Genomic DNA, 14,585 nt, shown 5'->3' on the forward strand with positions numbered 1-14,585 from the left:
ATTTTTAGCCCGTCAAAATCAGCCTTTTCAATATAGAGTTTCACTGTGAATTTTGTGACGCCTAAAAAATTCTCAGATTATGATTGATTTTATTTCGTTGAACCTTTCAATCTCAAAATCAGGGTTCATTTCCAGCCTGCTTCCAAAACCGAACTTGCAAAAAATACTGTTGATCCCAACATTCAGCGCAAGCTGTAAATCGGTATGATGATCGCCGACCATCCAGGTGTTTTCTTTTTTTCCGTTGAAGCCTTTTTCTCTGGCAACTCGTAACACTTCATAAAAGCCCTCTGGCTCAGGCTTTACGGTAGAAACGTCACCGCCACCCAAGGTTGTAATCAGATATTGATTCAGTCCAAAAAAGGCGGTAATTTTGCGACACATATCGCCGGGCTTGTTGGACAAAACTGCCAGAAAATATCCTTTACTCCAGAGAGCCTTTATCGTTTCTGAGACGCCATCATAAAGCCGGGTATCCACAACAAGATTCCTTACATAATATTCGGTAAATCGATTGCACGCTTCGGTTATATCTTTTTCAGGCTGGTCATGGAGTGATTTTTCCATCAACTGGGTGCGCCCGCCGCCAACATACCCTACAATTTTATCCATGGGAAATTCAGGAAGTCCGTATGAGGTGCGAACCGAATTAACAGCACGCCCAATATCAGTCCGTGTGTCTGCCAAAGTTCCGTCAAAGTCGAATATAATTAATTTGTTCACTGCAACTCCATAAACAGGTGAATGGGAAAATACAAATTTAAAAAAATCAGGATAATTGATCAACAATGATTAGGACCGCAGATTAAATAAGTTGGGCAGAAATAACGCCGAAGTTTGGTTCATCAACAAGGCGCATCAAAGGTTGAATAGCAGGCCTATTGGACCTTTGATGCAACGAAGTAGATGGGCCAAAAGGCAAGCTATTTCGTTCAAGTTATTTAATCTGCGGTCCTTAGTCACTGCCCCTCCTGATCGGCGCCTGTTTTTATTCCCTGTTCCAGGAGAGAATCTCAATGATATTGCCCTCGGGGTCCTTAAAATAGACAAAGATTAGGGTTCCGATTCCTGGCACTGGTTTTTCCGTTACCTTGCCAAGGGGGATGCCTCCCTCTTTCAGGGCCTTGTCATACACCGTTCTTACATCATCCACCTCAAAGGCGATATGGGTATATCCACGGTGATTGGCCATAGAATCGGCGGTCTCCACCATCTCGGCATATGTAAAGATCTCCAGGGTAGGCCCGTTATCGTCGAAGCCGGGCAAAAGGAGATGCGCGCCTTCAAGGCGTGCTTCGGACAGCCCCGTGCCCCGGTCAAGCCATTCACCGGAATAGCTTCGTTCCGGCTGTTTAATTCGACAGTTGAAAACAGTGCAGTAAAATGCAGCCAGGGCCTTCCAGTCCCGGGCTGCGATGTTGGTGTGAGCGTACTTCATGGTGAATTCCTTCATGATTGTAAACGTCTGGATTTAATCTGACAGGCGGTGTCAGAAAACTATATTTAATAAAAGATTATACATCAAAAGGTTAAAGTAAAAAGTTCTCTTTGAATTTTTTTGCTTTTTATTAAACAATGATGATAATTGATTCTGTGGGGCTTAATGAGGAAAACATTATCAATATTTTTCGTTTTTTCTTGAGGTTACGGTTTAAAAATCGGAAACGATCGACCGTATATTTTTGTGGTGAGACTATCGGGGTAGGAGGGCATATGACCCCAATTAATTTTTTACTTGTCGATGATGAAAAACCTTTTATTGATACCCTCGCACAGCGCCTTCGCCAAAGAGGATTTGCTGTGATCTGTGCCTTTTCCGGAATGGAAGCATTAAACCAACTTGATAACGACGACACCATTGAGGTGGTAGTTCTTGATGTAATAATGCCCGGCATGGATGGTATTGAAACCATTAAAAGACTCAAAGAAAAGCACCCAACTGTGGAAGTGATCATGCTCACAGGCCACTCTACAATTCACTATGCTGTTGAAGCAATTAAATTAGATGCTTTTGATTACCTGACAAAACCTTGCAATATAAACCAACTCATTTCAAAAGCAGAACAGGCTGTTTCCAGAAGAAATGAACGGAAAGCAAAAATCTTTGACGTCAGAATCAAACTATACATCTCAAAAGAAGAACGTGATGAACAGATAGCTCAAATATTGAAAAGATAACATGTTGTTTTTTTGATCATTATATCTTTCATCAGAAGGTAAGTCTGGGGGCTCTCATTTACCTTAAAACGGAGCCTGGCCGAAAGGTAGTCTTCACCTCAGACCCTTGACTTGATCTGCCAGATTTTCGATATAGGTCACCAATAACAAACGTAGTCAACACCACTTCAATAAGGGCTTAGGCGTCCTTAAATACCGATACATTACAAAATGATTGATGGCGTGAATTTGTGAGAGAATTTCATTCAGTCTCACACAGAATCACGACTCAATCATTTTGAGGTGATAGTTTCGCTTTTCCTCTGAATTTATAGTTTTTGCCCCTCAAATTGTGAAACTCCTCATAAACAAAAATTACCATCCATAAATGGTGATATTTTAAAGATCAATCTGCAATGAGGCAGTTGAATGTTATAAGGAGCTTCACTATGAAAAAAAGAAACATTTTTCAGAATCAAAGTCAAGAAATCCTGACCCTTTTTGAAATGGCAAAAGACAGGTCCAAGGTTATGTGCATCCCTATGGACTATGCCAAAAAAGACCATATGGCCATGTTTTGCAATGGGAATGGAAAAATTCTTCGAAAGCCCTTTTCCATAAAAAATACACCTGAAGGAGTAGAATATTTAATTGATCAAGTAACCAGATCTTGTCATCATCATGGCATTGATATTAAACACACTTTTTTCGGAGGTGAGGATTGTGGGACATATGCGAATAACTTCATTGAAGCCCTACGTTCTGAAAATTGGCTGGTGGCGGGGGTAAATGCTCTTGATGCCAAAAGACATAGGGAAAATGTCCAAGCGAGCACGGACCGGTTAGATCTATTGGGTATCAGTAAAATGCTTCTCAACTGCAGGGGAAATTGTTCTCCGGCTCAATCCGGAATCTATTGGAATTTAAGAACGCTTTGTCGAGAAAGACAGAAATTGGTGGTCACGAAAAGCGGTGTGAAAAACAGGGTTCACACGATTGTAGATCAGATTTTTCCAGGCTTTTTAAATGAATCCAAAAGTGGAATTCCTCCATTTTCACCCGCGTCATTAATATTGATGGAAGACCGATTCAGTGTGCATCAGATCCGGCGCCGAAGACCAACTGCATTAGTGAAAATTATTGCTAAACAAGGGCTGCCGAATCCAGAGGGTCGTGCCGAAAAGCTTCAACGCTATGCAGGTCAGGTCCTCAAACCCCAAAAAGATCATATTGTTACATTGCAACTGTCATTGAAACAGCAAGTCAGATTAATTCTATGCCTCCAAGAAAGCACTGACCAATTACAACGAGATATCGCGGCACATTTAGCGCAGATCCCAGGAGCATTCTTAACCACAATTCGAGGAATCGGCTTAATTTTAGCTGCCGGTGTAAGTGCTGAAATTGGAGATCCCAGCAAGCAGAGATCTTTGACAAACCTGGTGTCTTATGCCGGTATAATTCCGCAAATAAAGCAGACCGGAGGGGAACAAGGCAAAACTCAGGTTATTAGAGTTGGTAAGCGGTGTAATCGTATTTTAAAAAATTATGTCGTCCAGTGCGGCATGCATATGGGGATTCATGGCCCCGACGAATTAATTGCCGACTATAAACGAAGAGAAGCCCGAGATCAGCATGCTGATTTTGGGATGGCAAGAAGATTTCTTAGAATGGCAATGTGTCTGATGCGAACACACCAAGCTTATCTGCCAAAGCACTTAAGAAGCCAACAGTGCCTGATGAAAGAACGAGCCCGTTATTATCAAGAAGCTTGGCCGTTACTCATGGATAAATGGAGAAGGGTCAGGATGTTAGATATTGCATTCGATAAAAAAATGCCCTTAGGGCAATGGCGCAACATGATACAGGAGCTTTATGGCATAAAATTGAGTTTGTAAATAAAATATAGGTTCAGATTGTTGTCTCGGATCAGAATTTTAACGATTTTTGCGGACGGGATGGCTTCATTTATACTGTCGCATTGGATCTGGTTAACATATCTCATTGACGGCTAATAATAGAATGTCCACCATGTCCGCTCCAATATTTTCATTATGGCTCAAAGGTGCTCTGATCCTCGGAAATTATGCCGAGATATCTTGTTACACCAGTATGCCAAATTTTGGATTTATAGGGCATGGTCTTCCACCAGTAACGCTAAATTTTTAGAATTGATGACATTGGGATACAATTGATCTTATTGGTATCATTAAAAAACCGATCGTATCGGACAGGAATGGTACGTCTCAAAAAAAAATTGAAAATATTCCTTGTTTTTTCTCTGGTGCTCTATCATTACTCACCATCATAGATAGGGTTTAATGAGAAGCATCCATACAATTGTTGTAAGATTTAATAATTTGCTCAGTGAGTAACTCTATATTTTTACAGAATCAGCAAAGCTTTTTTAAAAGCAAAGCTGATTCTATTTAAAATTCGATTATCGTTTTAAATCTTAATTCTGTGATACCTTTTTTTGCCAGCTCTCAGGATAATTTCATGGTTTATAAGATGATCGGCACAGACCGGCAGATCAAAAACCGTCACATTGTCTCCATTTATATATGCCCCGCCCTGGCTTATCAGGCGCCGGGCCTCTCCAGCTGTTTTGGAAAGACCTGTTCGATGAAAGAGCTGATAAGCCGGGATTCCATCATCCAGTTCTCCCATGGAGACCTGGGTGGTGGGAAGAGTGCTTGGGGAAACAGCCGTCCCCTGTCTCGGTATGGTTGAGGATGGTAATATCTCATCAAAAATTTCGCGGTTACCAAAGGCTGCCGCTGCTGCGGCCTTTGCCTTTAAAGCCTCTTCTCTACTATGGGCCAGGCAAGTGGCTTCAAATGCGAGAACCTCCTTGGCCTGGTTTAGTCTCGCGTCTGAAAGTGAGGTGATGTGATCGATTTCAGCCATTGGCAGAAAGGTGAAAAGAGAGAGAAACCGAACCACATCCCGGTCATCAGTATTCACCCAGAATTGATAATAGTCATAAGGAGAGGTTTTTTCGGGATCGAGCCAGACAGCACCACTAGCTGTTTTCCCCATTTTACTGCCGTCGCTTTTGGTAATTAGTTTGAAAGTGATTCCAAATACGTTTTCCTGCCTGGTCTTTCGAACCAGGTCTACACCAGCCAAGATATTTCCCCACTGGTCACTGCCCCCCATCTGGAGCATGCAGTGGTGGCGGTCAAAAAGTTTGAGAAAATCATAGGCCTGGAGGAGCATATAGTTGAATTCGATAAAGCTGAGCCCCTCTTCGGATTCAATGCGCTGACGGTAGCTTTCCGCCTTAATCATCCGGTTGATGCTGAAATGCCTACCGATATCCCGCAGAAAGGGGACATAGTCAAGGGTGGCAAGCCAGTCAGCATTGTTTGCTAAAAGTGCCTTGTTGTCCTTAAAATCGATAAATTTTGACAATTGATTTTTGATACCCATAACATTTTTGTCAATGGTATCCAGGGTCATCATCTGCCTCATTTCAGTCTTGCCGCTGGGGTCTCCGATCATGCCTGTTCCCCCACCTACCAAGGCAATGGGACGGTGGCCGTTTTGTTGCATATGGGATAGGGACATGATTGGAATCAGATGACCGACATGGAGACTGTCCGCAGTCGGGTCGAAACCGATATAGCAGCTTCCCCCCTCTTTGTTCAGGTAGGATTCCAGCTCTGCTGCATGGGTTTGATTGTCAATAAATCCACGTTCTTTCAGGATGTCCAGTACATTCATTTTTCGATAATCCTATGTAATTAAAAATAAAAAAAGGGCTGCAACCCGGAAATGTGTTGCAGCCCTTTAAAATAAAAAATGCTACAGACACTTCCGGCCTGTAGCATTGAATTTTCGTTTGTTTTTAAATCAGATCAAGAAACACCACGGCAGCCAGATATGTAATACCCGTAATAATAATAGGTCTGTTTGGCAGCAATGTGGTGTTGCAAATTAATTCTCCAATTTTAAAAAATGCTGTATAACATTGCCGTTGAATAAAAATCAAGTTTTTTTAGTAAGTTGATGAGATCCTATAAAAAATTTTTCATTCCATCTTAAAATTCCGGCGAATCACATGCGATAGACTATGTCTATAATTCTGGGCTAAGAGCCTCGCCAGGAAATGCGTTGGCTTGTTTTTCCAGTGCTCAGTGGTTTGCAAAACCCAGGAGCGTGCCTTTGTATTTAAATTGCCCAGTCCAATTTTTCTGATTTTCAGGATTTTTGAAAATAGGAATTGGGTCCACAATATGTCTATCATTGGACACCCGAACCGATTTAGAATCAGCATTCAATAACATAAGCATTGTGGAGGGTATTAAAAATTTTTCATTGAGGACTATGTCATAAACAAAATACCATCAATATCGAATTTAAAAGCCACGACTATTATTAAATAGTTTTGATCATCAAGCTGTCCTCTCATGAGACCCTTAATTTAATGTACAAGCTTTATTGTTTATTATTTTTTGAAAATTAAAAGCTTACAAATTTTACAATTCCATTAAATTTTTTAACAAATAAAAACTTGATTTTTGGCTCCCAAAATATAATTTTAAACCTTTTTTTAACATGTCTGGACGGTATTAAATCTTTCCAGATACTGTAAAAAGAAACCCAGGTATCAGGCAAAGGTAATGAATTTGTACGAATCACAAGGGGAAATTTAACTATATTAAAAAATGGAAACTTTAAGCCAAACAAGAATCATTCTCAGCACTATGGAACGATTGGATTCCCGGGAGCATCTGCCTGCTGATCTTTCAGCACTTTTGGGGAAAACAGCCCTGCTTCAGGCAGAAAACACAGGCGGCCTTCAGCTTGATTTGTCAGGTATCCCTCTTTCACAAGTCCCGGTCTGTTCTCCCTTGAATTTCTCCCTGGATATGAAAAATTTTAAAGTCCTGACTGCCCGGATCATGGAGGCTATCCTTGACGAAAGAGACGTCATGCCCGCTTCTATGGTTGATGCGGTAGTTCAGTTTCAAGGGGTGGTTGAAAAAAAAGGCCTTTCTTTTGAACAAGCCTGGAACGAGATCCAGACCCGTTTTGCCGGCGGTGATTTTTCAGGGCCTGTTTTAAAAAAATGGGAAGAGCAAATCCCTGACGCACCATCTGCACTACCCTTTCTTGTCATGGCCGCTGCTGCGCCAAGCATTCAAGCAGCAGGGCGTGCCATGGCTGAGGCCAAAGGAATTGACCCTGAACAGATCCATGCCGGTGGTGCCTGTCCCGTGTGTGGCAGCCCGCCATATATGCTGGAACTTCGGGGAAAAGAAGGGCAAAGATTTGCCCACTGCTCCTTTTGCAGGTTTATCTACCGAATCAGACGGCTGGCCTGTGCCTGTTGCAACATTGACAAGGCGGATCAATTAAGCAATTTTACGGCAGAAGGCGAATCCGGATTTCAGGTGGAGACCTGCGCCGAGTGCAATACCTATATAAAAACAATTGATTTTCGGGAACTTGACCGAGAAGCTTTCGCCCCACTTAATGACCTTGAATCCTTGCCCCTGGACATGCTTGCCGCAAATTACGGCTATAAGCGCATGGCTTTTTCGGCATGGTGCATCTAACGATACAGTCCCTTTTAACCCCATGCAAAGGAGAAGTAATGGACTTAACCCGTAGAAATTTTGTGAAAATGGCCTCTGCCACAGTTGCAGGAATTACAGCGATGCCGGCATTTACCGGCCTGGGTTGCTCTGCAGTTTCAAAGTCTGCAACGCATGCCAAACAACTGAATCCCAAATGGACGAAACAGACCACATCCATCTGTGCTTTTTGCTCTGTGGGATGCGGTCTTCTGGTAAACACGGACCTTGGGACAAAGCGGGCCGTCAACGTTGAAGGGGACCCTGATCATCCCATCAACCAGGGCGCATTATGTGCCAAAGGTGCGGCCACCATCCAGATGACGGAAAACCCCAAACGGACCCTGACCTGCCTCTACCGGGAACCCTATGGAAAAGCGTTTATCCCCAAGGACTGGGATTGGTGCAAAAAACGAATTGCCCGTCTGATCAAAGATTCCCGGGATAAATCCTTTGAGGCTAAAAACGATAAAGGCCAAGAAGTCAACCGGACAATGGGAATTGCCTCCATGGGCTCTGCTGCCATTGACAACGAAGAGTGTCTGGCCATGCACAGCTTTACCCGGTCTTTGGGACTTGTCTATATTGAACACCAGGCCAGGATCTGACATAGTGCAACTGTAGCGGCTCTGGGAGAGACGTTTGGACGCGGTGCTATGACCAATCACTGGATTGATTTAAAAAACAGTGACTGTATTTTAATTATGGGCAGCAATGCTGCCGAAAATCATCCTATCTCCTTTAAATGGGCCCTGAAGGCCCAGCAGAAAGGGGCTAAAATTATCCATGTGGATCCCCGATTCACAAGAACTTCAGCCAAGGCCGATAAATATATGGCCCTACGTTCCGGAACCGATATTGCCGTTCTGGGCGGCTTGATTCGTTATATTCTTGAAAATGAGAACTATTTTCTTCCCTATGTAACCGAATATACAAATGCCTCTTTTATCCTGGGTGAGGATTATGAGTTTAAAGATGGTCTTTTCAGCGGTTTCAACGAAAAGACAAGGATCTATGACAAAGCCACATGGACATTTGAAAAAGATGAGAACGGTCTCCCCAAGCGGGATAAAACACTGAATCATCCCCGGTGTGTGTTGAATATAATGAAAGAACACTATCACCGGTACACCCTTGATAAGGTATCTGCCATATCAGGCCTGTCCAAAAAGGATCTGCTTTATTTTTATCAAACCTATGCGGCTACCGGTAAACGTGGAAAAGCAGGCACTATCATGTACGCCATGGGCTGGACCCAGCATTCTGTAGGCGTTCAGAATATTCGGGCCATGGCCATGATCCAGCTGCTTTTGGGTAACATTGGCGTTGCCGGCGGCGGTGTTAATGCGTTACGCGGTGAATGTAATGTGCAAGGTTCCACGGACTATGCCCTGCTTTTCCATATTCTGCCCGGTTATATCAAAACACCGGTGGCCGGCCTGGATACCCTGGAGGCCTATAACAATGCCTTTACGCCGAAAAACAATGACCCTGAAAGTGCCAACTGGTGGCAGAATTACCCGAAATACTCGGCCAGTTTGATCAAGGCCATGTATTCGGATGATAAGATCGAGGAAGCTTACCGGTATCTTCCCAAGTTAGACAGCCTCTCTTCGGATAAATACTCCTGGATTCCCCTGATTCATCGCATGTGGGAAGGCAAATTTTCAGGGGCGTTGATATGGGGAATGAATCCCGCCTGTTCAGGTCCTGATTCTGTGAAAACCCGTGAGGCCATCAGTAAACTTGACTGGATGGTCAATGTAAACCTTTTCCAGTGTGAAACTAGCGATTTCTGGAAAGGGCCGGGAATGAATCCTGAAGAAATCAAAACAGAGACGTTTTATATCCCCTGCGCTTCAGCCATTGAAAAGGACGGATCGGTCTCCAACTCCGGCCGATGGTGTCAGTGGCGGTATCAAGGGCCCGAGGCGCCCAAAGGGATTCTCTCGGATGGGCACTACTTCCATGAGTTGTGGGAAGAGGTTGCCAAACTTTACGAGAAGGAGGGCGGGGCATTTCCTGAGCCCATTACCCGTTTAAGCTTCAACAATATGTGTAAAAAGGACGCCCACGGTCATTACCATTTCAGTGCCGATCAGACTGCAAAGCTGGCCAACGGCTGGTTTACCCGGGATGTGACCATAAAAGGGAAATCCTTTAAAAAAGGACAGCAGGTTCCCTCTTTTGCTTATCTGATGGATGACGGCTCCACCACATCGGGTAACTGGCTCTATTGCAACTCTTACACGGATGCCGGGAATATGGCCCAGAGACGCGATCCTTCCCAGACAGAAGATCAGGCTCGCATCGGTCTTTATCCCAATTGGACCTGGTGCTGGCCGGTTAACCGAAGAATCTTATACAACCGCGCGTCTGTTGATCTTCAAGGAAAGCCCTGGAACAAGGAAAAGGCTGTTATTGCATGGGATGGAGAGACCTGGAAGGGCGATGTCCCGGACGGTGGATGGGCGCCGGGTACACGGCATCCCTTTATCATGCGCAAAAACGGTTTTGGACAGCTGTTTGGACCTGGGCGTGCGGATGGACCTTTGCCGGAACATTATGAACCCCTTGAGTGTCCTGTTCATAGCCATCCCTTCTCTTCTCAGCTCAACAATCCCGTCTCCATAGAGGTGGGCAATGAGAAAAAGGCCGCATGCGATGCAAGGTTCCCCTTTGTGGCCAGTACCTACCGGGTAACTGAACACTGGCAGACCGGCTCCATGACCCGGTGGATGTCATGGCTTGTGGAAGCGGAACCCCAGATGTTTGTGGAGATCAGCCCCCAGTTGGCCAAGCTCCGGGGTATTAAAAATGGGGATCGGGCCATGGTTGAAAGTGTTCGCGGTTCTTTATGGGCCATAGCCATGGTGACCGAGCGTATTCAGCCTTTCAACATTGACGGTAATGAAATCCACATGGTGGGCATGCCCTGGCATTATGGATGGATTGCCCCCTTGAATGGCGGTGATTCAGCCAATATTGTGACCCCTAACGTGGGTGATCCCAATACAGGTATTCCCGAGTATAAGGCCTTTATGGTTAACCTGCGCAAGTGGAAAGAGGGAGATAAATTATGAATGGTAAAAGTTTTTTCGTAGATTTAACCCTGTGCACCGCATGCCGGGGATGCCAGGTGGCCTGCAAGCAGTGGAAAGACCTGCCTGCTGAACAGACGCGCAATGTCGGCTCCCACCAAAATCCTCAGGATCTGTCTGCTCATACCCTGAAACTGGTCCGGTTTAAAGAGGTTCGGGATAAAAAAGGAGAGCTTAGATGGAATTTTTTCCCGGAACAGTGCCGGCACTGCATTGAACCGCCCTGCAAATATATGCTTAATATGTACAAGTCCAATGCTGTGACCCATGATTCTAAAACCGGTGCTGTGGTCTACAACGAATCGGTCACGTTGAGCAAGAGTGTGGATCTGGCACCGGATCAGTTATGCCCTTACAATGTCCCCCGGAAAAATGAAGAGACCGGGCAGTGGACCAAATGCGACATGTGCATTGATCGGGTTCAGCAAGGCTTGAAGCCGGCATGTGTGACGGCCTGCCCCACGGGCACCATGAATTTTGGTGACCGGGATGCCATGCTGGAAATGGCCGGAAAACGTTTAGAAGCGGTTAAAAAGACCCATCCCAACGCATTTCTGGCAGATCCGGAAGATGTACGGGTGATCTATCTTTGCCAATCAGATGCCGATGATTATGCCTCCCATGTTGTGGCACAGGCAGCGCATAAACAGGCTATTTGGGCCCAGGTCCGGCCTGCTGAGCAGACCCGGCGGCAATTTCTCACAGGACAGTTCAAATTTGGCAATAATCGTGGATAACCCAAGGATATAAGGAGATAGATGATGAAAAATAAAATATATATACTTCTGACTGCAGCCCTTATAACTTTGGGGCTCTGCCTGCATGTTCAGGCTGACGAAGGCATGCAAAAGACCTTTGAAGCACCTGAAGACGACCTGGAAATTAACTATATAAAAGGACACAGCAGCAAGAATTTGTCGGTAACCTTCAACCACTCAAGCCATGAAAGTTTTGAGTGTATTGACTGTCACCACAAGATGGAAGAGCTCAAAGGAGAAGCCTCTCCCCGAAGCTGCGCCGCCTGTCACAATAACTTCAGCCCCGATAATCTCGAGGGCGACAAAAGCTATTTTAAGGCGATGCACCAGATCAGTTTTACGCAGGCCCAAAACCGCTCATGTCTGGGGTGTCATACCGACGAGATGGGTAAGGATGACAAGGATATGACCGGATGTAACGCTTCAGCCTGTCACTCTGAAGGTATTCGCTGATCCAATTGGATCAGCGGGCGGTCTTTTTTATAATTCTTCAGACCTTTTCTTGAGCCCCGGTCCGATGCCGGGGCTCTTTTTTTCCGCCTGAAAAGCTGGAAAGAACGATAATCATAACCAGATAGAGCAATGTTTTTATGGTGATAGAAAACGAGTCAACCCAATTCGATGTTCGTCGATACAGTCAGGGGCGATTTCACAAGGAAACCTGTCATGTGTCAGTGGACATTACCCTGATTGTTGAGGTTAATGGATTTGAAATAGCTTCACTGCTGTGCACACCCTCCCACATAGAGGCTTTGGCCCGGGGATTTCTATTTTCCACCGGGGTGATCCAGCGTGCTGAAGATATTGAATCGCTTGATTTGGAGAAACATGAGCAGATAGTCCGGGTCAGGGTAAAAACCGTTTCAGGTTCTGAAGGCCAAGGAAAGCCAGTATACCCCTCCGGCGTCGGCAAAGATGTCACCCATGAAGTCCGTGAAAATCATCCGGGCCTTTTGCCCATCGCCCCCCATTCAGGCGTTGATCCTGAGGGTTTGATCAAAAATATGGAGTGGCTGCTGCAGTGCTCTGTGCTCCACCGGCAGACCGGCGGGGTTCACACTGCAGCCGTGAGCATTGCCAATGCCATGCCCGGATTCCACATTGACGACATCAGCCGTCACAACGCTGTGGACAAGGTCATAGGCACCCTGCTCATGGACAACACCCCGCCTGAGAATATGGTATTGTTAGTGTCCGGCCGAATTTCCATTGAGGTTCTCCAGAAGGCGGCAACATTTGGAATTCCTGTCCTGGCTTCACGGGGTGCTCCCACCCGCGAAACAATCCTCATGGCCCAAAAAGCAGGTATCACGGTAGTCGGTTATGCCCGGCCCGATCGGTTTACACTGTTTTCACACTCCCAGCGGATTCAAAATATGTGAGCCGGGATGTTTGATAACCAGATACTTGGGGTTTCGTTCAGACACTATTTAAAAAGAGAGAGAAAATACAGCATTGGAAAAATTTGACTGCACGGGCGTAATCCTGGCCGGCGGTTGCAATAGCAGACTTCCCGGCATAAAAAAAACATTTCACAAGATAGGATCAAAGACCATCATCGAACGAATTATCAGCGTGTTTTCAAAGCTTTTCCCCCAGGTGATTCTGGTGGTCAATGATCCCAGGGATTTTCTGGGTCTGGATGCGTTGGTTGTTACGGATATTGACCCGTCCCAGTGTGCCCTTGCAGGGCTTCACGCAGGTCTTTTTTACGCCGATTTTGATTGGAGTTATGTCACGGCCTGCGACACTCCCTTTGTCAGTGAGAAAATTATCCGGTATCTTTTGGCGCAGCGGGACTATGGCAAACAAATTATCATCCCCAAAACCAGGGGAGGCCTTGAAATGCTGTCCGCGCTCTATCATAAGTCCTGCCTTCCCCGGGTTGAAACAAACCTGGAAAAACAGGTATTTAAGATCAAAAAAATTTTAAGGCCGAAAAAAAGTATACAAATCCCGCCCCGGGTGCTGGAATACCTGGACCAGGACATGCGGTTTGCACTTAATGTTAATACGTTACAAGATCTTGAAACTGCCAGAAACTGGGTTCTAACCCAGGGTGAGCGCAAAGAAGGCAAAGACGGTGATCAAGTTCAAGAAAAAAGTCAAAACAGCACCCCCGGGGAATAAACCGGTGGAAACGGGCAATATTAATAATTAAGCACCTATTTTTGCTATCAAAATTAACTGTTTAAGAGAAAGTATCAGGGGCATGTTTCTTAAACATACCATTTCATACCTGAAAATTTATGTTTAAGCATCACAACGAGCCATTGTTTCAAGTATTTCCCTTAAATATCAAGATATTAGTATGGCCCAACCCCACACACCTCACATCCACCCACTTGAAGTGGGTAATCAGTAATGGAAGAGTTGACTCTTTGCTGAGAAATCTTTCATTCACTGAGAAGAAAATATAGAATAGAAAGTGTGGTTACCGGTTTAAGCCAGGACATCCCGCAGAATAAGGCTACCTGCTCAATGTGGGTTATCCTATAATTTTTTTGGCAATTCTTTAATAAAAGTTCTTATCTCGTCCCTGACCCGTCTATAAATAGCAAGTTTATCCTCTTCATTTTCTAAATTACGGGCTAATTCAGGTGGATTATCAAACGATTGACAAATGATATTTACCTCGGGCGGAAAACGGGGGCACTGCTGAGCGGCTGTATCGCAAACCGTTATGACCCAGTCAATATCCTCTTGGAGGAAGTCTTTAACCGTATGCGTTTCATGACCAGAAATGTCAATATTCTCCTCTTTCATAACTTTAACTGCAAGGGGATCAAGTGACCCTGTAATAATACCTGCCGAAAAAGCATTGAGTTCGTCAGGATGGAGATTATGAGCCCACCCCTCAGCCATCTGACTACGACAAGTATTCATTTCACAAACAAAAAGTATATTTTTTTTTGGCATAGTAACTTTATCCCCTATTTTTTTATATGAAAGTCTGTGTAACCTACACAGATCTTTCAACTTTC

The 14,585-nt window shown here is 44.8% G+C and carries 12 protein-coding genes; 8 read left to right on the plus strand and 4 right to left on the minus strand.

Features of this window, described 5'->3' with window-relative positions:
* Window positions 1–72: 72 nt before the first annotated feature.
* Together EYB58_RS20135 and EYB58_RS20140 are read right to left on the minus strand one after the other, a co-directional pair.
* Complete coding sequence (locus EYB58_RS20135; protein ID WP_163354342.1) at window positions 73–723, minus strand: HAD family hydrolase; 651 nt, start codon at window positions 721–723, stop codon at window positions 73–75.
* A 265-nt stretch (window positions 724–988) separates the two neighbouring features.
* Window positions 989–1,438: a VOC family protein gene (locus EYB58_RS20140; RefSeq protein WP_207309091.1), complete on the minus strand. Its 450-nt coding sequence runs from the start codon at window positions 1,436–1,438 to the stop codon at window positions 989–991.
* Between the two features lie 275 nt (window positions 1,439–1,713).
* On the opposite strand from EYB58_RS20140, the gene EYB58_RS20145 reads away from it, so the two are divergent.
* Together EYB58_RS20145 and EYB58_RS20150 are read left to right on the plus strand one after the other, a co-directional pair.
* A complete protein-coding gene (locus tag EYB58_RS20145) occupies window positions 1,714–2,178 on the plus strand; it encodes a response regulator (protein WP_111954994.1) in 465 nt (154 codons plus the stop codon).
* Between the two features lie 428 nt (window positions 2,179–2,606).
* Complete coding sequence (locus EYB58_RS20150) at window positions 2,607–4,055, plus strand: IS110 family transposase (protein WP_163354340.1); 1,449 nt, start codon at window positions 2,607–2,609, stop codon at window positions 4,053–4,055.
* Between the two features lie 550 nt (window positions 4,056–4,605).
* Here the strand turns inward: EYB58_RS20150 and tyrS are convergent.
* Window positions 4,606–5,886: a tyrosine--tRNA ligase gene (gene tyrS / locus EYB58_RS20155; RefSeq protein WP_111954990.1), complete on the minus strand. Its 1,281-nt coding sequence runs from the start codon at window positions 5,884–5,886 to the stop codon at window positions 4,606–4,608.
* Window positions 5,887–6,869: 983 nt separating this feature from the next.
* On the opposite strand from tyrS, the gene EYB58_RS20160 reads away from it, so the two are divergent.
* From EYB58_RS20160 to mobA, 6 genes are all read left to right on the plus strand, one after another.
* Window positions 6,870–7,724: a formate dehydrogenase accessory protein FdhE gene (locus EYB58_RS20160; RefSeq protein WP_163354338.1), complete on the plus strand. Its 855-nt coding sequence runs from the start codon at window positions 6,870–6,872 to the stop codon at window positions 7,722–7,724.
* A gap of 38 nt (window positions 7,725–7,762) precedes the next feature.
* Window positions 7,763–10,825, plus strand: coding sequence for a formate dehydrogenase-N subunit alpha (gene fdnG, locus EYB58_RS20165; RefSeq protein ID WP_111954984.1), 3,063 nt, complete (start codon window positions 7,763–7,765; stop codon window positions 10,823–10,825).
* Window positions 10,822–11,580: a 4Fe-4S dicluster domain-containing protein gene (locus tag EYB58_RS20170; protein WP_111954982.1), complete on the plus strand. Its 759-nt coding sequence runs from the start codon at window positions 10,822–10,824 to the stop codon at window positions 11,578–11,580. The genes fdnG and EYB58_RS20170 overlap by 4 nt, the downstream gene beginning before the upstream one ends.
* A 21-nt stretch (window positions 11,581–11,601) precedes the next feature.
* Complete coding sequence (locus tag EYB58_RS20175) at window positions 11,602–12,054, plus strand: cytochrome c3 family protein (protein ID WP_207309092.1); 453 nt, start codon at window positions 11,602–11,604, stop codon at window positions 12,052–12,054.
* A gap of 137 nt (window positions 12,055–12,191) precedes the next feature.
* A complete protein-coding gene (gene fdhD, locus EYB58_RS20180; RefSeq protein ID WP_111954980.1) occupies window positions 12,192–12,983 on the plus strand; it encodes a formate dehydrogenase accessory sulfurtransferase FdhD in 792 nt (263 codons plus the stop codon).
* Window positions 12,984–13,056: 73 nt separating this feature from the next.
* Window positions 13,057–13,731: a molybdenum cofactor guanylyltransferase gene (gene mobA / locus EYB58_RS20185; protein ID WP_111954978.1), complete on the plus strand. Its 675-nt coding sequence runs from the start codon at window positions 13,057–13,059 to the stop codon at window positions 13,729–13,731.
* A gap of 363 nt (window positions 13,732–14,094) precedes the next feature.
* On the opposite strand, the gene EYB58_RS20190 is transcribed toward mobA, so the two are convergent.
* Complete coding sequence (locus EYB58_RS20190) at window positions 14,095–14,520, minus strand: arsenate reductase ArsC (RefSeq protein ID WP_111954976.1); 426 nt, start codon at window positions 14,518–14,520, stop codon at window positions 14,095–14,097.
* Between the last annotated feature and the right edge of the window lie 65 nt (window positions 14,521–14,585).

Origin of the sequence: Desulfobacter hydrogenophilus (assembly GCF_004319545.1) — a bacterium.
Taxonomy (GTDB): Bacteria; Desulfobacterota; Desulfobacteria; order Desulfobacterales; family Desulfobacteraceae; genus Desulfobacter; species Desulfobacter hydrogenophilus.